The sequence below is a fragment of the Paludisphaera rhizosphaerae genome, from assembly GCF_011065895.1.
Lineage (GTDB): Bacteria > Planctomycetota > Planctomycetia > Isosphaerales > Isosphaeraceae > Paludisphaera > Paludisphaera rhizosphaerae.
Map to the genome: position 1 here is coordinate 92,115 of NZ_JAALCR010000021.1, position 17,482 is coordinate 109,596.

The following is a 17,482-nucleotide window of genomic DNA, read 5'->3' on the forward strand; positions in this document are numbered from 1 at the left end:
ATGCTCGACAACCCCATCTGGGCCTCGCTGACGACTCGACAGTCCCACCTCGGTTGGGGAAACGACCTCGCTCGTCGCTACCCCGCCGAGACGGCCCCCTTCCTGGGCGTCCGAGACGCCGCTCCCGAAGCCTCGGCCGCGATCGCCGAATTGGCGGACTTCGGCGAGATCTTCTATCTCGTCGGCGTCGCGCCCGAGGCTCCCGTGGGATGGTCGATCACGCCGCTTCCCCCCATCGCGCAGATGGTCTTCGACGGCAGCACGCCTCCAGCCGCCAGCGATGAGGGCGTCTTCCGACTCGGTCCGGCCGACGTTTCGGAGATGCTCGCCCTGATGGGGGCCGTCTATCCGGGATACTTCCGGCCGAGAACGCCCGAGATGGGACTCTATCTCGGGATTCGCGACGAGGGTCGGCTCGTCGCCATGGCCGGCCAGCGGATGTGCCTGGAAGGCTTCCGCGAGATCAGCGGCGTGGCGACGCTCCCCGAGTTCCGGGGGCGAGGCCATGCTCGCCGCCTCGTCTCCCTGCTCGTCGGCGAGATCCTCCGCGAAGGGCTCACGCCTTTCCTCCACGTCGACGCCGACAACGAGACCGCCAAGGCCGCCTACGAGAAGTCGGGCTTCGCCGAGCGACGCGACGTGGCCCTGTTCAAGGCGCTTCGTGAAGCACCCGAGCCGCTCGGTTAATCCGCGAGAACCTCCCCGAACGCCAGCCGGAGGCCGTGGGCCACCACCAACGCCGAGGCCGCGCAGCCGGTCAGAATGACGAACCGCCCCAACCCGGGTCGCTTGCGCTCCACGACCTCGCCGACCGTCACCACGAAGGCGACGACCGAGAACTTGAAGATCGCCATCCCCGCGATGTTCCAGCGGATGAAGATCAGCCGGGCGATCGGGTTCGACTCGTAGAACTTCGGATGCGTCCGCAGCAGATGATGCGTCGTCAGCAGGTCGGCCAGGCTGAGAGCCAGCAGCGCGACGATCTCCGCCGCCAGCACCGTGTCGCGACGCGCCGACTCGTGGAAGAACCGTGACGCGAAGTCGCGAATCGCACGGCGCGGCTGGGGCGTTGGGGGATCGGCGGGCTCGCGCGCGGGCGTGGGCGGCTCCTCGACCAGAGCGTACGTCCCCCGCTCCGGCGACTGCAGCGCGGCCCCGCAGTGCGGGCACCTCCCCTGCTCGGCCCGTTCGATCGCCAGCCCGCACCAGGGGCAATGGACTCCATCTGCATTCATCGCCATCGCCTCACCCCTCCGACCGCTCATCAGACCACGCGCTCGCCGAGGTCGTCCAGTGGATTCTCCACGCCGACGCTTGACGCGATATTAATTGACGCGTAAACTAATTGCAGATCAACAAACGGCAGATCGACGAAGGGAGGCCGGACGTGGCCAGCGGCGACCTGGAACGAAGAATTGGGAAGCGAAAGCCGTTCGGCACTCGAGAGGAAGCCGCGCTGCTGAACCTGGTCCGCACGGCGGATCGGGTTCAGTCGACGGTCTCCCGGCTGCTCAAGGAGCACGGCCTGACGCCCGCCCAGTACAACGTGCTGCGGATCCTCCGCGGCCTGGCGGCGCCCACGCCGATCCTGGAGATCGCCGAGCGGATGCTCACGGAAACTCCCGGGATCACCGGGCTGATCGACCGCCTGGAGAAGCTGGAATTCGTCAAGCGAAAGCGATGCGAGGAGGACCGCAGGGTCATCTACGTCGTCCTCGACGCGAAGGCCGAGACGGTCCTCGGCGGGCTCGACGCTCCCATGAAGGAGTTGCAGGCTCGCATCTTCAAGGGCCTCACTCAGGCCGAACTCACAACGCTGACGAGCCTGCTCGACCGCGTCCGCGAACCGCTCGAAGGGCCGTAGACCGGCTCCGCCCGCGAAAGCATCCCGAGTGGTTCGAGTCGACGAGCACGAGTTCCCAAACGGAGATCCAACGATGATTACCGTCCGCAAGGCCGCCGAGCGCGGCGGCGCCGATCACGGCTGGCTTCAAACAGCCCACACGTTTTCGTTCAGTAATTATTACGATCCAGCGCACATGGGATTCCGATCCCTGCGCGTGATCAACGAGGACGTCGTCCAGCCGGCTCACGGGTTCGGTGAGCACGGACACCGGGACATGGAAATCGTCACCTACGTCCTGTCCGGCGAACTGGGCCACCGCGACAGCATGGACCACGCTTCGGTCCTGCGGCCCGGAGAGTTCCAGCGGATGACGGCGGGCCGAGGGATACGCCACAGCGAGATGAACGCGTCGGACGAACAGCCGGTGCATTTCTATCAGATCTGGCTGCTCCCCGAACGCCCGGGGCTCGACCCCAGCTACGAACAGAAGGCGTTCCCCGAGTCGGAACGCCGGGACGCCTGGCAGGTCGTCGCTTCGCCGGACGGCCGAGACGGCTCGCTGAGAATCCATCAAGACGCGTCGATCCACCTTGCGACGCTCGACGCCGGCGCCGAGTTGACCCGAACGCTCGCCCCCGGCCGCCACGCGTGGCTCCAGGTCCTCAAGGGCTCCGTCGAGTTGAACGGACGAGCCCTGGAAACCAGCGACGGCGCGGCGGTCAGCGAGGAATCGTCGCTCTCGATCAAGGCCGGCGCCCCCGCCGAGGTCATGCTCTTCGACCTGGCGTGACCACGGGCATTCGCCCCGTCCCACCGCCCTCGCGGTGGGACGGGGAACATTTCAGAATTCACACGGTTCTCAATCCAACGGAGGTTCTCATGGTTCCGGCATTGCAGGTTCTTGTCAGCGTGGTCGGGCGTGTGGCGCTCTCGGCGATCTTCCTTCTCAGTGCGGTCGGCAACAAGATCCCGAATTTCAACGGCATCGCGGAGCTGTTGGGGTCGAAGGGGATGCCCGCGCCGAAGTTCATGCTGCTGGGGGCCATCGCGTTCCTGGTGGCCGGCAGCCTGTCAGTCATCCTCGGTTACAAGACCCGGCTGGGAGCGCTTCTGCTGTTCATCTTCCTGCTGCCCACGACGTACCTGTTCCACGACTTCTGGAACCTCTCCGGGCACGAGGCGATGGAGCAGAACATCCAGTTCATGAAGAACGTGTCCATGGCCGGCGCGATGCTCTTCCTGGTCGCCAACGGCGGAGGCGCCTGGAGCCTGGACGCCCGCCGCAGGCCCTCGGTGCGGACGATGACGCTCGAGGAAGCCGCCGCCTGAGCGTTCCCGGCGACGGCCCCTCGGTCACTTGCCGCGGAGTGGGTCGTCGACCCCCGTCAGTCCAACCTGACCACTAATGATCACCCCCAGGTTCCCGGAGCCGCCGCCGCGACGGCCTCGGGTGCTGGGGGTGTAGATCAGTTGCAGCGTGCCGGAGCCGTCGCTGCTGCTGTACTGTGCGGCGCTGTCCTTGTTGAGCGTCCAGGTGAACTCCGTGGGACGGCCCGCCTTGTCGACCTTGCCAGGAATCGAATGCAGGTCGAGGACCATCTGCGAGCCGCTCTGGATGGCGCTCTTCGGAAGGATCAGCACTCGTCCGACGACCGACTTGGTGGTGTCGGTCGGGACGTAGTACCCGACCTGGATGTTGCCGTGCAGGAACATCGAACTCATGCCGCCGCCGTTCATGTAGAGCATCGTCGAGAAGCCGTCGAGGCGGGCCGGCGAGGTAAGGTAGCCCCCCTGAAAGCGGGCCGAGAATTTCTGATAGCGGAGGGGGTAGACGGAGACGTCGACTTCAGACGCGGCGTCGGAGGTCGTGGTCGGCGTGAAGCTGAGCGCGGCGTTGCCCACGGCGTTGACCGCGAGCGCCAGGCGAGCCTCGAGGCCTTCGCATCGAGGGGAGAATCGCGGCAGACGGCGACGGTCGAGCGAAGGCCTGGGGCGTTCCATCGGCGGACGTACTCCGTGCGGGGTCTGGATCAGTCCTGGATCTTGGTCAGGGGAGGACTCGCGCGCCGACGGCCGTGTCGAGGTCGAGGACCGCTCGGCGATGGCGGACGATGGAGTCGCGATAGTCTCGAACGCGTTCGTTGAAATCGCGCTGGGCGTCCAGGAACTCAACGATGTTCGATTCCCCCCCCTGCCAGCGGCGGTAGGCGGCGTCGCGGACGCGTCGAGACGAGGGGAGGATACGGGTTTCGGCCTCGATCATCGCCAGCCGGCTCAGCTCGAACTCGTTGACGGCGTCGACGATCTCGTCCTGAACCACGCGCTCCATTTTGGCCGCCTCAAGGTGGGTCTGATCGACGTTGAGTTTGGCGCGGGCGATGTTCCCCTGGTTGCGGTTGTAGATGGGCATCGGCGCCGTCAAACCGACGGCCCACGACATGGCGCTCTTCACGCCGCTGGGCCGGTTGTCCTGCAGCGTGTACGGCTGGTACAGCAGGAAGAAGTCCGAGAGCCGCTCCCGCTGGGCCAGGCGGACGTCGGCGTGGGCTCGCTGAAGGCCCAGACGCATGGCGATCAGGTCCGGGCGACGCTCCATCCCCATCGCGATCAACTCGTCCTGCGACATCGGGAGCGGACGATCGTCGCGAAGCTTGTCCTTGATTCGAAGGGTCGGTGCCTGATCGCGCGGCACGTCCAGCAACTGCGCGAGCTGGCGGGTCGTACGAGCGAGCGACTGGGTGGCCTCGCGGATCTGGACCTGAGCCATTTCGTGCTGGGCGCGAAGCGCGAAGACAGGGTCCTCGGCGATCTGCTTCTTCTCGTAGAGGTCCTCGTTGATCTTCAGAAGCTGACCGATCCCCTGAAGGTACTTTCGGCTGTATTCCAGGGTGAGGTCCGCGGCGGCGACGTCGACGAACGCCGTGAAGAGGTTGTCGACCTGAAGCCGGATGGCGTCCTGGAACTGGGCCTCGACGGCGCGTTGGGCTGCTCGGGCCACCTCCTTGCGCACCTTCCGCTTGCCGTTGGCGTCAATCGGGTGGGTGATGTTGACGTCGTACTGCGTCTGTCCGCCAGGCCGGGACGATGAATAGTGCCCGTACGGGACGAGCTGGGCGTCGGCGTAGAAGATGGGGTTCGCCCAGAGGCCGGCGGTGAGAACGTCGGCCTCGGCCATCGGGATCTCGTACTTCATCGCCAGCAGCGTGAGATTCCGCTGCAGCAACGTCTGGATCGTGTCGTCCAGCGTAAGGCCGTTCTCATCGCCGATGACGACGTCGGAGCCCGGCAGGTCCAGGGCCCCATACGCCGGCACCGACGCTTCAGGAAGGGCGCGAACTCGGAAGTCCGGTCCCCCTTCCTGACGGCCTCGCGCCGACCGGGGGTTTCCCGAATCCAGCGGCGCTCGTGTCACCGACGGGCCAGCGCGGCCGCCCACGACCGGTTCTGGAGCCTCCCCGAAGGGGGAGATCCCCGACGCTCCTGGCGCCGGACCGAGCAAGCTTCTGCCCTGGGACGTCCCGGGAGGATCGGGGACGTCGAACTGCGCGTTCTGGCCGAGGCATGTCGAAGCCATCGTCAGGCCTAACGCCGCGAGCGTCAGAACACGGACGACGGCGACCCGAGCGGGGCGGTGATTGAGGAATCCCTGGCTCATCCTGAACGAACTCCTTGGACGGCTCCGCCGCCCACCGCATCACAGCGGATCTCCAACAGCCCGATCGGCTGCGGCACGTCGTTTCGGTTCGTTCCAGGTATCGGCCCGTCCCGGCTACCGGTTTAACGGCTTTCTCTCGGATCCGGATCTTACGCATGCAAGCTAGAACCAGCAAATCCCCCAATTCCTCAGAACTTGCCCCCTCGCCCGCGACGAAGGCCAACCACTCCAAGGGCCCCGATACCGAGCATGACCCAGGTCGACGGTTCGGGAACGGCGGGGGCGTCCATCGTCGTCAGGTTGTCGATCGCGGCGTAGGTCGGAACGATCGGCCCATACGCGTTGGCCACATTGGTGGAGAAGACGAAGTTGAGGCTTCGCGACGCCCCCAGCGATGTCAGGTCGATCGTCTGCCAGGCGGTGAGGATCGCCAGCGACGTCCCGTATCGGGCCAGGTCGATCGAGACGCTCCCCAGGAGCGAGCCCGTCGCGCCGGCCGCCGAATAGCCCTGGATGGTGAGGGTCAGGTAGTCCCCCTCAGCGAACTTGGTATCGAAGCCGTTGATCCCCTGGGTGACAGCGTTGTAGACGTACTCGACGTTGGTCACGTCGAGCGACTTGATGTAGCGGCCGGCGGCGAGATCCACATAACCGAGGCTGTCGTAGATCGGATTCGGCGACGTGTATGAGGTGACGACGGCGTAAGTGTTTCCCGCAGTGGTTTGCGCGACCGCGGAGAACTGGCCGAAGTAGGCCCCTGCCGAAGCCGTGGTCTGATTTGAGAACGCCCAACCGCTCCAGTACGTGCCGTAGGTCGGGTCGGACGCGTAGACGTTGTTATAGAAATTGCCGTCGACGGTGTACCCGGCCGCCCCACCCATCGGCGAGGGGAGACTGGCGCTGTTGATGACGAAGCTCTCGGCGGAGCCGATCGGGACGTTCGAGTAGGTGGAGACGATGTCTCCGGCGCGGACGGCCGGGGCCGCGAGGACCAGGACGAGTATCAGCAGACGAGTCGAGGCGGGCGCGAGACGCATGGGTGGGACTCCTGGAGACGAGGCGCGCGGAGCGAGCCCGCGCGGGGATGGGGGTCGTCAGTTTCCGGTGAGTCGCTGTGAGCAGATCGCCTGCGTTCGCGCTCGCCCGGATGCTCGCGGCCGAAGCATCCCAAGCAAAAGAATCTCGACGGGCAGGTCTTCTGGCTCACGGCCTCGCATCGAGCGGCCTTCCCACCTTGCGGCAGTGGCTCTGCGGCTCGTGCTTGCGACCGTTTACAGCGGCGGCCCCGCGCCGGAATTTCACCGGCTTCCCTATTCTTCCCATTGATCAGAGTCGAACTCGCCGACTCCTGGGACGCCCGTCGAGGCGATCGATTAGAACACCGTCGCGAGCGGGGAGTCAAGCGACCGCGCGCCAGGGACGACTTGCGTCCCACGACATGAACCACGCAACCACTTAATTCGATTCCCGGTCACCCGACCAAGGAAGGCGGGTTTGACGAGTGAGATTCCTGGCAGCCAGGACAAAGAAGGCACTTTGTGAGTAAGTTCATTCGTAGAGGGAACCAGCGCACGCGGACTCTTTGACATCTCGGTTGGATCGTGAGAAGGGCCGATCGCGAGGCCGCCACTGCCGCCTCGGCGAGCCCGCCGACACAGCATTCATCCACGCAGTTAATCACCGACCTGATGTTCTCGGCCGACTGAGTTGGTTGGGGCGATCTGCGTTTTGGATGCTCGTCACACGGCACCACCGAAGAAAGGGGGACCTGGGGGTCACAACCGCACATGCATGCATTTCGATTGATATTGGTAGCGTTGAGCGAGAAGTGCTCAGGATTTCCAGCGATTGCGCGCAAACGAAGCCGTTGGGTTTTCAGACGCAACAACGGTAGCTGTATTGATTTGCAATCAGGACCGGGTTGTGCTTCGAGCGCAAACGAACCCATCGTCGGGGGCCTCGACGATCACGCTTCAGGAAGCATGACAGGGGCGAGGCCGCTGTCTGGGACCCGCCGCGGTCCCTGGTCGGCGGCCACGTTGAAGAGCGAACAAGGAGTGGTGTCCGGGAATCTCATCCGCCACCCAGAGTCTCGCGCGGCCGGACTCTCGGCCGCGAGACGATTGGACTTGAGCCCTTTTTCGAGGTCTGCTAGGTTTCGCCTCGATTGATCGCGGCCGGCGCGTCGGCGTCGCCGTTCGGTCGGCTCGCCGTCGGATCCGCCCCAATCGGCAAGGAGGCCTCGTGGCATGGATCGCCGCACCGCGCTGAAGCTGACGTCGCTGCTAGGCGGCCTCGTCCCATCGAAGCTCCTCGCCCAGGAAGGGACCAAGGCCGCCCGCTCGCGGCCCAAGGAAGACGTCGGATTTCGCCCCGCGGGTTCGACCGCGAAGGCGGCTGAGTCCGAGGCCGATCCCCAACCGGCCCGTGAATCCGCCATGGACCCGGACGCCCAACCGCCGGCGGGGTTCGTCAACGAACCTGGGTTCCAGTGGCGGCGCTTCCCGATCGGCCGTTACACCCAGGCGGCCGCCGACCAAAAGACCCCGCAGAAGGCCATTATCGACTGGGTCTTCCGCCGCACGGGAACGGCCGACTGGCACGGCGACAAGACGGCCGTACTGACCGCCAGCAAGACCGAATTGCGGGCGTACAACAGCCCCGAGGTCCTCGACCAGGTGGAGTCGGTCGTCGAGCGCTTCACCGACTCGATGGAGGACGTCCTCTCGCTGCATATCCAGGTCGTCGCGGCCGTCGACACCCGTTGGCGGCACACCGTCTACTGGCGGCTCAAGCCGGTCGGCGGCGGCCCTCAGGGCCAGCAAATCTGGACGCTCCGACTGGACGACGCGGCTCTGGTGCTCGCTCAGATGCAGAACCAGCAGGGGTTCCGACGGCTCGTCGATCAGACCGTGGAGGTCGTCAACGGCCAGACCCTCACCGTGCGGACATTCGAGCCCCGAACCTACTCCGGCGGCATCCAGCGCGAGAGCGCCGCGGGGACCGGCTATCAGCCCCGCGCCGACAAGCTGGAAGAATCGATCATCCTGCGGCTCTCCCCCTTGCTCTCTTACGAAGGGGATTCCGTGGATGCGGCGGCCGAGCTTTCGGTCAACTCGGTCCAGGCGTTCCAGCGGACCAAGATCATCGCCCCCCGCGAGGTCGGCCCCAGCGAGATGTCCATCGACGTCCCCATCGCCTACCAGACGCGGCTCGACCAGACGATCAAGGGGTGGCCGCTGGGCCAGACGCTTCTGATCAGCGGCGGGATCCACCCGGGTGTAATCGACAAGAAGGGAGGATGGCTGGGGACCCCGCTGGGAGCCCCCACCAGCACGGAAGTCCTCGTCTTCCTGGACATCGAGGTCGCCAGCCGGGCTCGAGGCCGAGACGGCGGGGCCGAGATCGCCCGCAAGCCGGAAGACGCTAGCCGCGAAGGCACCCGCTCCTCGGCCGCCATCGAGGAAGCCGAACCCGAACCGGAGCCCGAACCGTCGCGAACGCGAGCCCGCAAACCGGGTGGGCGAGCCGTCCGCGGCCCCGACATCGACTCGGAGGACCCTTGATCGCCGGGGGCCCGATTCTCAGCCTCACTTGAGTGAGTTCCAAGCCCAGCGTATCATGGCGCGCTGGATGATCATCCGACGAATGATCCGCGGCGGAGGCCCCTCACGGGCCGGCGGGAGGCGAGGATCGCCCCTGACTCGTCCGCGGCGGCATCGACATCAGGAGGTTCGCATCGTGACGCTCGATACCGCTTCCGTCTCGTCCCGCGCCCACGTCAGCCAGCTTCAGGCCGGCGAGGCGAACGCCCCCGTCGGCCCCAGCTTCCCGATCGACGACGAGCGTCGGGAGTGGCTGCTGAACAACCTCGGCGAGGCCACCTGCCGCAAAATCGGCGTCTACCGCATCCCTCCCGATTTCGTCCTCTCCGTCGTCATCCCCGTCTACAACGAACGCAAAACCATCCACGAAATCCTCCGCCGCGTCCGCGCCGTTCCCATCCGCAAGCAGATCATCCTCGTCGACGACTGCTCCAAGGACGGCACCGCCGACATCCTCCGCGATCTCGCCAAAACCGACGACGACCTCACCGTCGCCTTCCACGAGGTCAACCAGGGCAAAGGCGCCGCCCTCCGAACCGGCTTCAAACACGCCACCGGCGACGTCGTCATCGTCCAGGACGCCGACCTCGAATACGAACCCGAGCAGTTCCCCGAACTCCTCCAGCCCATCCTCGAAGGCAAGGCCGACGTCGTCTTCGGCTCCCGGTTCGTCGGCGAAACCCACCGCGTCCTCTACTTCTGGCACTCCGTCGGCAACCGCGTCCTGACCATCCTCTCCAACATGTTCACCAACCTGAACCTCACCGACATGGAGGTCTGCTACAAGCTCTTCAAACGCGAAATCATCCAGAGCATCCCCCTGAAGAGCAACCGCTTCGGCTTCGAGCCCGAAGTCACCGCCAAGGTCGCCCGCTACCAAATCAAAGACGAAAACGGCGGCACCCGCGCCTGCCGAATCTACGAAATCCCCGTCTCCTACCACGGCCGTACCTACCGCGAAGGCAAGAAAATCGGCGTCAAAGACGGCTTCCAGGCCCTCTACTGCATCGTCCGGTTCGCCTTCGGAGACTAAACCAGCACCCGAGCGAGGCCCGCATGACCACGACCGGACGACTCCTGGCGGCGGCCCTCCTCACGCTGCTGGCCTCTCCCGATTCGCGAGGCCAACAGCCACCCAAGGAGCCGCCCGCCGAGTCGAAACCCGATCAGGCGAAGGCTCGACGACCGGTCCGCTCCAGCCGCCCCGGCATGTACAAGGGGCGGCGGATCGCCGACGTCATGTCATGGCAGGGCGCTGAGTGGCTCTTCCGCGAGACTCGCGTGGAAGAGGAACAGCCCGAGGCCATGCTCGACGCCCTGAAGATCGAGCCCGGAATGACCGTCGCCGACGTCGGGGCCGGTGCGGGCTATCACACAGTCCGCCTCGCCCGTCGCGTGGGTGAGAAGGGCTTGGTGCTGGCGACCGACGTCCAGCGCGAGATGATCGACATGCTCAAGGACAACGTGCGCGACGCCGGCGCACGCAACGTCCGCCCCCTGCTCTGCACCCAGCGCGACACCAAGCTCCCCGCCGGCGAGGTCGACCTCATTCTGATGGTCGACGTCTACCACGAGTGCACCAACCCCGAGACCCTCCTCGACGGCCTGCTCGCCGCGCTCAAGCCGGGGGGCCGTCTGGTCCTCGTCGAGTTCCGCGGCGAGGACCCCCAGGTGCCGATCAAGCCCGAGCACAAGATGACCCTGGAACAGGCGCGTCTCGAAGTCGAGCCTCGCGGGTTCGCCTTCAAGACCTCGCACGAGTTCCTGCCCTGGCAACACGTCATCGTGTTCGAGAAACCCCTCACTTCGGACGCTCCTGCCAGACCGACCCCTCCTCAGCCAAGCGGATCGCCCGGCGGTGATCCCAAGCCTTGAAGTCGGCCGACCGCACGGCCCCAGCCTCCACTCCTCGATCCCGGCACACCCGACGCCATCGCGTGAAAACCGCCGGTTTTGATCTCTCTCGGTCGCAACCACGACCTACGGTTTTCCTGGAGACCAATTCACGTCCACGCCATCCGGCCGCTCTGGAGATGGACCTGCCGCCGTGGCGAGGATGTGATTCATAGTCACCTGGAGATCGCCCATCGTGCCGCCAGCGTCAAGTTCGCCGAAATCGTCCTGTTCGCCAAAGTCCCATTTCGGCTGTATTCCCGAAGCCGAGAAATTGGCAAGAGGCGACGACGAGCGTCGGGAGTGGCTGCTGAACAACCTCGGCGAGGCCACCTGCCGCAAAATCGGCGTCTACCGCATCCCTCCCGATTTCGTCCTCTCCGTCGTCATCCCCGTCTACAACGAACGCAAAACCATCCACGAAATCCTCCGCCGCGTCCGCGCCGTTCCCATCCGCAAGCAGATCATCCTCGTCGACGACTGCTCCAAGGACGGCACCGCCGACATCCTCCGCGATCTCGCCAAAACCGACGACGACCTCACCGTCGCCTTCCACGAGGTCAACCAGGGCAAAGGCGCCGCCCTCCGAACCGGCTTCAAACACGCCACCGGCGACGTCGTCATCGTCCAGGACGCCGACCTCGAATACGAACCCGAGCAGTTCCCCGAACTCCTCCAGCCCATCCTCGAAGGCAAGGCCGACGTCGTCTTCGGCTCCCGGTTCGTCGGCGAAACCCACCGCGTCCTCTACTTCTGGCACTCCGTCGGCAACCGCGTCCTGACCATCCTCTCCAACATGTTCACCAACCTGAACCTCACCGACATGGAGGTCTGCTACAAGCTCTTCAAACGCGAAATCATCCAGAGCATCCCCCTGAAGAGCAACCGCTTCGGCTTCGAGCCCGAAGTCACCGCCAAGGTCGCCCGCTACCAAATCAAAGACGAAAACGGCGGCACCCGCGCCTGCCGAATCTACGAAATCCCCGTCTCCTACCACGGCCGTACCTACCGCGAAGGCAAGAAAATCGGCGTCAAAGACGGCTTCCAGGCCCTCTACTGCATCGTCCGGTTCGCCTTCGGAGACTAAACAGCAACGCATCGATCGCTCGGTCTGATCGCCCCGTCAACAGGCCGACGCCGAAGTCGGCAAGGCTCCTGCCCCATCGCGGTGGTTCCGTCGTTGAGGACCCATCGGCGTCGCCCGCAGCAGGGAAGATGATCGCCCGGATCAAGAGGCCGATTCATCACAAGGATGAGGACCAACGAATCTCGTCCCCGTCTTCGCCCGCTTCCCTGAATCGCATCCCGGAGCCCGGCCCATGTGGATCTTCCATCACAACTGGACTCTACCCATCGCTGTAATCGCGTTGCCATTCTTGCTGACGAAGCGTCGCTGGGTTGGCGCCGAGCGAGCGCTCTTCGCAGCGGCCGTCGCAACCCTGATTGTACGGCTGGCCGCGCAGCACCTCGGAGGCGGCTTCTCGGCGGACTTCCACCACTTCCATGAGTCCGGTCGGCTGGCGACAGCCGGGGAGAACCCTTACCCCCCTCGCGAGACTCCCACGCTCAATCCGCCGACGTTCCTTCCCCTGGCCAAGGTCATCGCCCTCATTCCAGACGAAACCGCTGCCCCGTGGTGGGGGCTGGGAATCGTGATCTGCTCAGCCGCTTGCACCTGGGCGGCGTGGAAAGCGCTGCAGTCGGCAAGCAACGAGGCTCACCAAGACGCAGAGCCCTTTCCCTGGGGTCTCGCCGCGCTCGTCCTACTCTCGCCGCCCGTTAACACCGCCGTCGCGCTGGGGCAGATCAGCGCCCTTGTCGGTCTCGCGATCTTTGGAGGGATCTGGCTTCAGAACAGCGGCCGGCCCGTCCTCGGAGGGCTCTTGCTCGCGACGGCCACATTCAAGCCGGGCACGCTCATCCCTGCGTTGACGCTGCTCCTCAACCGTAGAGGCGTCCGGACGTTCATTGGACTGGCCGCGGGCGTCCTTGTTCTGATGCTCCTCGCCGCTCCACCCTCCCGCTGGGTCTTCCTCTGCCGCGAGGAACTCGTCAGGATCGCCGAGTGCGAGCAACCGGGGCGGGTCAACGATATCGACTACACCACCGGCCGCGATTTCAACGAGATCCTCAGCGCGGGCCGGATCATCCAGGGCCTAGGCGTCCACGACCTTCAAACCCGCAACCGGGTCGAGCGAGCTGTCGTCCTGGCGCTGACGCTGGCCCTCGCCGGGGCCGCTTTCTCGGCAAAACTCCGCCCGCCCGCCGCGATCGCGACCGCTGCCAGCCTGGGGTGCCTGTTCCTCTACCATCGACTCTACGACTGCATCATCCTGGCTGCTCCCCTGTACTACTGTTCGACGAAATCGCTCCAATCGTCAGGCGCTCGAAAAATCGCCTTCACGGCCGGGGTCATGGCTATCCTGTGGGTCCTTTATCTCCCCGGGGGGCGCATGTTGGGCTCACTGGCCCGATGGTCGACCGATGCGGGGACCGCCGGCAGGCTCGTTCAGGCGGTCGTCCTCCCCGTGGCAGCCTGGCTCCTCGTCTTCATCATCGTGCTGATCGTCGCCGATGAATTCGTGCACGGGTCGGCCCCCCGAACGGTCCGGTTCAGGCGGATGGCTGGTGCAAGGCATCCGAATTCCGTCCGTGCGATTCGATCCGACTCCCGTCAGCCCGACGCTCCAGAACGGCTGGCGACCGCGACCCGAAAGACGGAGAAGTCCGAATCGGCCGAGGGGTGAAACGGCGGCGCATTCGAGTGCGTTCAGGACAGGACCGGGATCACGCCACGTCGTCGTTGCGGCTGCGACGACCGCCGAGCGCCCCGGTGCGGATCAGGAAGTATAGCAACTGCGAGACGCCCGTCAGCGTCGCCGCGACGTACGTCAACGCCGCGGCGTTGAGAACTTTCCCGACCACGACGTCCTCCTGCGCCGAGACCAGGCCGGATTCCTGGAGCATCGCCCGCGCCCGCCGGCTCGCGTTGAACTCCACGGGGAGATTCACCACCTGAAAGAGGACGGCCAGCGAGAAGAGGCCGATGGCCAAATACATCAACGCCGGCCATTGCAACGCCACACCGCCGATCAGCAGGAGGGTCGAGGCGTTCGAGCCCAGGCCCGCCAAAGGGACCATCAAGTTGCGAACCACAAGCAGCGGGTAGTGCGTCGCATCCTGAATCGCGTGGCCCGCCTCGTGCGCGGCCACGCCGACGGCCGCCAGCGAGTCCTCCTGAAAGTTCCCCGCCGAGAGCCGCAGCACCTTGTGCGAAGGGTCGTAGTGGTCGGTCAATTGCCCGGCCACCGGCTCGATCGGCACGCCCGAAACGCCCCCCTCCTGCATCACGATCTGCGCCGCCTGCGCCCCGGTCACTCCGGAATGGGCCCGGTACCGCGACCCCTCCCGGTAGGCCGACATGATCCGAGCCTGGGCCCAGCCAGCCAACGCAAGTGCGGGAGTCACCAGCAACAGATACAAAGGGTCGGCGCCGAAGAACATTGGCCTGGCCTCGTGCGAGTTCGGAGGGAGCTGCGTCGACGCAAGCTCCACCGCAATTCCATTAGCAAATCACAAGCCGGAAGCCGCCGCAATCGACCTCCCGCGGCGTGCCGGATCAAAGCCTACGCGATTTCGGCCCCATCACCGACCACCGGCTGCCACTGGCGGAAAACCGGGGGCGGACATTAGAGTATCCAGGGCCGCTGTTGCACCTTTGTGCAACACCCGGCGATCGCCGCCGCGTTGACCATTGGGAAGACGAGTATGGTCCGTTCCCCTCGATCGCCGGCCCTGATCCTGTTGCTCGTAGGACTCGTCCGAGTTTCTGGGGTCGAGGCGGCCTCGGATCCCATCGACTACACAGGCCAGGTCAAGCCGATCCTCAAGGCCCGTTGCTACAGCTGCCACGGCTCATTGAAACGAGAGGCGAGACTTCGACTCGATACGGGCGAGGCGATTCGTCGAGGAGGAGACGGCGGTCCCGCCGTCGAGCCGGGCCATGCCGGCGAAAGCCAGCTCATCGATCGGGTGGTCGAGGCCGATCCCGCGCAGCGAATGCCCCCCGAAGGTGCTCCGCTGACCCCGGACCAGATCGAGATCCTGCGCGCCTGGGTCGACCAGGGAGCCGGTTCGCCGAATGACGAGAGGCCGGAGGTTGATCCCAAGAAGCACTGGGCGTTCTTACCCCCGGTGCGCCCCTCGGTTCCCTCGATTCCGAATGCCTCCTCGGTGCGAAACCCGATCGACGGCTTCCTGGCGAAGGATCAGGAGCGGCGCGGTGTAACGCCGATCGGGCCTGCCGAGCCGCACGTGCTGCTGCGACGGCTGTATCTCGATCTGACGGGTCTGCCCCCAACCCGAGCGCAGTTGCAAGAGTATCTCTCCGATCCGTCGCAAGAGCGTTACGAGCGTGTGGTGGACCGTCTCCTGGCCAGTCCGCAGTACGGCGAGCGTTGGGCGCGGCACTGGATGGACGTCTGGCGCTACAGCGACTGGTACGGCCGCCGAGCCGTCCCCGACGTCCTGAACAGCTACGCCATGATCTGGCGATGGCGGGACTGGATCGTCGGTTCGCTCAACGAGGACAAGGGCTACGACCAGATGGTCGTGGAGATGCTCGCGGCCGATGAGGTCGCGCCGACGCGTCCGGCCGATCTTGCGGCCACCGGCTTCCTCGTTCGGAATTTCTACCGGTGGAACTACAACTCCTGGATGAAGGACACCGTCGAGCACACCGGCAAGGCGTTCCTCGCCCTCACGTTCAATTGCGCCCATTGCCACGACCACAAATACGACCCGATCCGGCAGGAGGATTACTTCGCCCTCCGCGCCGTCTTCGAGCCGATGGAACTGCGGCACGACCGCCTGCCGGGAGAGCCCGACCCAGGCCCGTATCCCAAGTACGACTACGGAAAGGCCTACCCCCCGATCAAGTCAGGGATGGTTCGGGTGTTCGACGAGAAGCTCGACGCCCAGACGTTCCTCTACACCCGGGGCGAGTCGCGGAACATCGTCCCCAACCGTCCGCCCGTCCCTCCAGGGATGCCCTCGTTCCTGGGCGGGAAACCGTACCAGGTCGTCCCGGTGGAACTCCCCGCGCAAGCGGCCTACCCGGCGCTTCAGGCTTTCGTTCGAGGTGAAGAGACGGACGGGCTGGCGACCGCTCTCGCCAAGGCTGAGAAAAACCTCGGGACCGTCCGGGAGCAGACCGGGAAGCCGGAATCGTGGTATCGCGCTGCCGAGATGGAGCGGGACGACGCCCTGGCCCAGGCGGCTTCGCTCCGCGCGAGGATCGCCGCGGACGACGCACGTCACGGCCTCGCTTCAGGGGATGTCGAGGCGCTCTCCCGCGAAGCCTCGCGCGCCGAACGTCTGGCTGCGAAGACACGAGCCGAGACCGCGTTGGCGAAGGCGGAGTTGGCCGTGGCCGAGGCGAAACCACCCGCGGAGCAGGAGAAAGCGAAAAAGCTGAGGGAGAAGGCTCTCAAGTCTTTGGAGACGGCGCGAGTCGAAGCGGAGAAGGAGTCCGCGGACTACACGCCGATCGGCCCGAGCTATCCGAAGCGCAGTACGGGCAGGCGAACCGCGCTGGCGCGCTGGATCGTCGATCGTGGGAACCCTCTGGCCGCGAGGGTCGCGGTCAACCACATCTGGAGATGGCACTTCGGAACGCCGCTCGTCGCCACAACCTCGGATTTCGGCCGCAACGGAACGGCCCCGACGCATCCCGAATTGCTCGATTGGCTCGCCGTGGAATTGATGGAGCCCTCTTCGCCCGGCACGCCGCCCTGGTCGATGAAGGCGCTCCACCGGTTGATCGTGACGAGCGCCGCCTATCGATCCGCATCGCACAGCAAAGACCCCGACAGCCGTAACCTCGCCGGCGATCCGGAGAATCACTCGCTCTGGCGATTCCCCACATCGCGTTTGGAGGCCGAGGAGGTGCGCGACGCCGTTCTCCAGGCCGCCGGCGGGCTCGATACGGCGATGGGAGGCCCGGACATCGACCTCGCCCAGGGGATGACGTCTCGAAGGCGAACCCTGTACTTTACCCACCACGCCGAGGCTCGGATGACGTTCCTCGAACTCTTCGACGCCCCCGACGCCTGCGACGCCTACCGCCGGACGACATCCGTCGCGCCGCAGCAGGCTCTCGCTCTGGTCAACAACAAGCTGCTCCTCGATCTGAGTCGTGAATTGGCCGATCGACTCTGGGCTGAATCAGCCACACGCGGCGAACCGGAACGCGGCCAGGCGTTCGTGGCAGCCGCGTTCGAGCAATTGCTGACGCGTCCCCCTTCGTCGCGAGAGCTGGAATTGTCCGCGACGTTCCTCGACCGGCAAACCACCCTGCTCCGAGCTGAGCATCCCTCGACCGAAGCCGGCGCAGCCGAGGACGCGGCCTCTCGCGCCCGACGAGACCTCATCCACGCCCTGTTCAGTCACAACGACTTCATCACCGTCCACTGATCCGACACC

At 65.5% G+C, this 17,482-nt stretch carries 15 protein-coding genes and 1 riboswitch; of the genes, 10 read left to right on the plus strand and 5 right to left on the minus strand.

The window, feature by feature from the left end; translation table 11 throughout:
* On the plus strand, nucleotides 1–687 hold the full coding sequence (locus G5C50_RS23755) for a GNAT family N-acetyltransferase (protein WP_165073453.1): 687 nt from the start codon (nucleotides 1–3) through the stop codon (nucleotides 685–687).
* Here G5C50_RS23755 and G5C50_RS23760 read toward each other — a convergent pair.
* Nucleotides 684–1,241 (minus strand): DUF5658 family protein, encoded by a 558-nt coding sequence (locus G5C50_RS23760; protein ID WP_165073454.1) that lies wholly within the window; start codon nucleotides 1,239–1,241, stop codon nucleotides 684–686. The two genes, G5C50_RS23755 and G5C50_RS23760, sit on opposite strands and share 4 nt — an antisense overlap.
* A 146-nt stretch (nucleotides 1,242–1,387) precedes the next feature.
* Here G5C50_RS23760 and G5C50_RS23765 point away from each other — a divergent pair, with 146 nt between their 5' ends.
* The 3 genes from G5C50_RS23765 (at nucleotide 1,388) to G5C50_RS23775 (ending at nucleotide 3,175) form a co-directional block, all read left to right on the plus strand.
* Nucleotides 1,388–1,864: a MarR family winged helix-turn-helix transcriptional regulator gene (locus G5C50_RS23765; RefSeq protein WP_165073455.1), complete on the plus strand. Its 477-nt coding sequence runs from the start codon at nucleotides 1,388–1,390 to the stop codon at nucleotides 1,862–1,864.
* Nucleotides 1,865–1,937: 73 nt separating this feature from the next.
* On the plus strand, nucleotides 1,938–2,636 hold the full coding sequence (locus tag G5C50_RS23770; protein WP_165073456.1) for a pirin family protein: 699 nt from the start codon (nucleotides 1,938–1,940) through the stop codon (nucleotides 2,634–2,636).
* Between the two features lie 89 nt (nucleotides 2,637–2,725).
* On the plus strand, nucleotides 2,726–3,175 hold the full coding sequence (locus G5C50_RS23775; RefSeq protein ID WP_165073457.1) for a DoxX family protein: 450 nt from the start codon (nucleotides 2,726–2,728) through the stop codon (nucleotides 3,173–3,175).
* Nucleotides 3,176–3,199: 24 nt separating this feature from the next.
* On the opposite strand, the gene G5C50_RS23780 is transcribed toward G5C50_RS23775, so the two are convergent.
* From G5C50_RS23780 to G5C50_RS23790, 3 genes are all read right to left on the minus strand, one after another.
* Entirely contained in the window at nucleotides 3,200–3,847 is a 648-nt protein-coding gene (locus G5C50_RS23780) for a hypothetical protein (RefSeq protein WP_165073458.1), read from the minus strand.
* Between the two features lie 46 nt (nucleotides 3,848–3,893).
* Entirely contained in the window at nucleotides 3,894–5,501 is a 1,608-nt protein-coding gene (locus G5C50_RS23785; protein WP_165073459.1) for a TolC family protein, read from the minus strand.
* Between the two features lie 188 nt (nucleotides 5,502–5,689).
* Nucleotides 5,690–6,538 carry a DUF4465 domain-containing protein gene (locus G5C50_RS23790; RefSeq protein ID WP_165073488.1) on the minus strand — a complete coding sequence of 283 codons (849 nt, stop codon included), beginning with the start codon at nucleotides 6,536–6,538 and terminating at the stop codon, nucleotides 5,690–5,692.
* 134 nt (nucleotides 6,539–6,672) lie between these two features.
* Nucleotides 6,673–6,877: riboswitch (cobalamin riboswitch) on the minus strand.
* 873 nt (nucleotides 6,878–7,750) lie between these two features.
* Between G5C50_RS23790 and G5C50_RS23795 the strand changes: the two genes are divergently transcribed.
* The 5 genes from G5C50_RS23795 (at nucleotide 7,751) to G5C50_RS23815 (ending at nucleotide 13,746) form a co-directional block, all read left to right on the plus strand.
* Nucleotides 7,751–9,067: a hypothetical protein gene (locus G5C50_RS23795; protein WP_206107829.1), complete on the plus strand. Its 1,317-nt coding sequence runs from the start codon at nucleotides 7,751–7,753 to the stop codon at nucleotides 9,065–9,067.
* A gap of 268 nt (nucleotides 9,068–9,335) precedes the next feature.
* Nucleotides 9,336–10,139 carry a glycosyltransferase family 2 protein gene (locus G5C50_RS23800; protein WP_407673587.1) on the plus strand — a complete coding sequence of 268 codons (804 nt, stop codon included), beginning with the start codon at nucleotides 9,336–9,338 and terminating at the stop codon, nucleotides 10,137–10,139.
* A 23-nt stretch (nucleotides 10,140–10,162) separates the two neighbouring features.
* Nucleotides 10,163–10,981 (plus strand): class I SAM-dependent methyltransferase, encoded by an 819-nt coding sequence (locus G5C50_RS23805; RefSeq protein ID WP_165073460.1) that lies wholly within the window; start codon nucleotides 10,163–10,165, stop codon nucleotides 10,979–10,981.
* Between the two features lie 292 nt (nucleotides 10,982–11,273).
* On the plus strand, nucleotides 11,274–12,086 hold the full coding sequence (locus G5C50_RS23810; RefSeq protein ID WP_240907335.1) for a glycosyltransferase family 2 protein: 813 nt from the start codon (nucleotides 11,274–11,276) through the stop codon (nucleotides 12,084–12,086).
* Nucleotides 12,087–12,318: 232 nt separating this feature from the next.
* A complete protein-coding gene (locus G5C50_RS23815; protein WP_165073461.1) occupies nucleotides 12,319–13,746 on the plus strand; it encodes a glycosyltransferase family 87 protein in 1,428 nt (475 codons plus the stop codon).
* A 40-nt stretch (nucleotides 13,747–13,786) separates the two neighbouring features.
* Here G5C50_RS23815 and G5C50_RS23820 read toward each other — a convergent pair whose 3' ends face one another.
* Nucleotides 13,787–14,503: a zinc metallopeptidase gene (locus G5C50_RS23820; protein ID WP_165073462.1), complete on the minus strand. Its 717-nt coding sequence runs from the start codon at nucleotides 14,501–14,503 to the stop codon at nucleotides 13,787–13,789.
* Nucleotides 14,504–14,767: 264 nt separating this feature from the next.
* Between G5C50_RS23820 and G5C50_RS23825 the strand changes: the two genes are divergently transcribed.
* Nucleotides 14,768–17,473, plus strand: coding sequence for a DUF1553 domain-containing protein (locus G5C50_RS23825; RefSeq protein ID WP_165073463.1), 2,706 nt, complete (start codon nucleotides 14,768–14,770; stop codon nucleotides 17,471–17,473).
* The last annotated feature ends 9 nt before the right edge of the window (nucleotides 17,474–17,482 follow it).

Coding starts and splice junctions, on each gene's coding strand:
- G5C50_RS23770 (WP_165073456.1), top strand. CDS start 1,938: ATGATTACCGTCCGCAAGGCCGCCGAGCGCGGCGGCGCCGATCACGGC.
- G5C50_RS23775 (WP_165073457.1), top strand. CDS start 2,726: ATGGTTCCGGCATTGCAGGTTCTTGTCAGCGTGGTCGGGCGTGTGGCG.
- G5C50_RS23790 (WP_165073488.1), bottom strand. CDS start 6,538: ATGCGTCTCGCGCCCGCCTCGACTCGTCTGCTGATACTCGTCCTGGTC.
- G5C50_RS23825 (WP_165073463.1), top strand. CDS start 14,768: ATGGTCCGTTCCCCTCGATCGCCGGCCCTGATCCTGTTGCTCGTAGGA.
- G5C50_RS23820 (WP_165073462.1), bottom strand. CDS start 14,503: ATGTTCTTCGGCGCCGACCCTTTGTATCTGTTGCTGGTGACTCCCGCA.
- G5C50_RS23795 (WP_206107829.1), top strand. CDS start 7,751: ATGGATCGCCGCACCGCGCTGAAGCTGACGTCGCTGCTAGGCGGCCTC.
- G5C50_RS23755 (WP_165073453.1), top strand. CDS start 1: ATGCTCGACAACCCCATCTGGGCCTCGCTGACGACTCGACAGTCCCAC.
- G5C50_RS23815 (WP_165073461.1), top strand. CDS start 12,319: ATGTGGATCTTCCATCACAACTGGACTCTACCCATCGCTGTAATCGCG.
- G5C50_RS23760 (WP_165073454.1), bottom strand. CDS start 1,241: ATGGCGATGAATGCAGATGGAGTCCATTGCCCCTGGTGCGGGCTGGCG.
- G5C50_RS23780 (WP_165073458.1), bottom strand. CDS start 3,847: ATGGAACGCCCCAGGCCTTCGCTCGACCGTCGCCGTCTGCCGCGATTC.
- G5C50_RS23785 (WP_165073459.1), bottom strand. CDS start 5,501: ATGAGCCAGGGATTCCTCAATCACCGCCCCGCTCGGGTCGCCGTCGTC.
- G5C50_RS23805 (WP_165073460.1), top strand. CDS start 10,163: ATGACCACGACCGGACGACTCCTGGCGGCGGCCCTCCTCACGCTGCTG.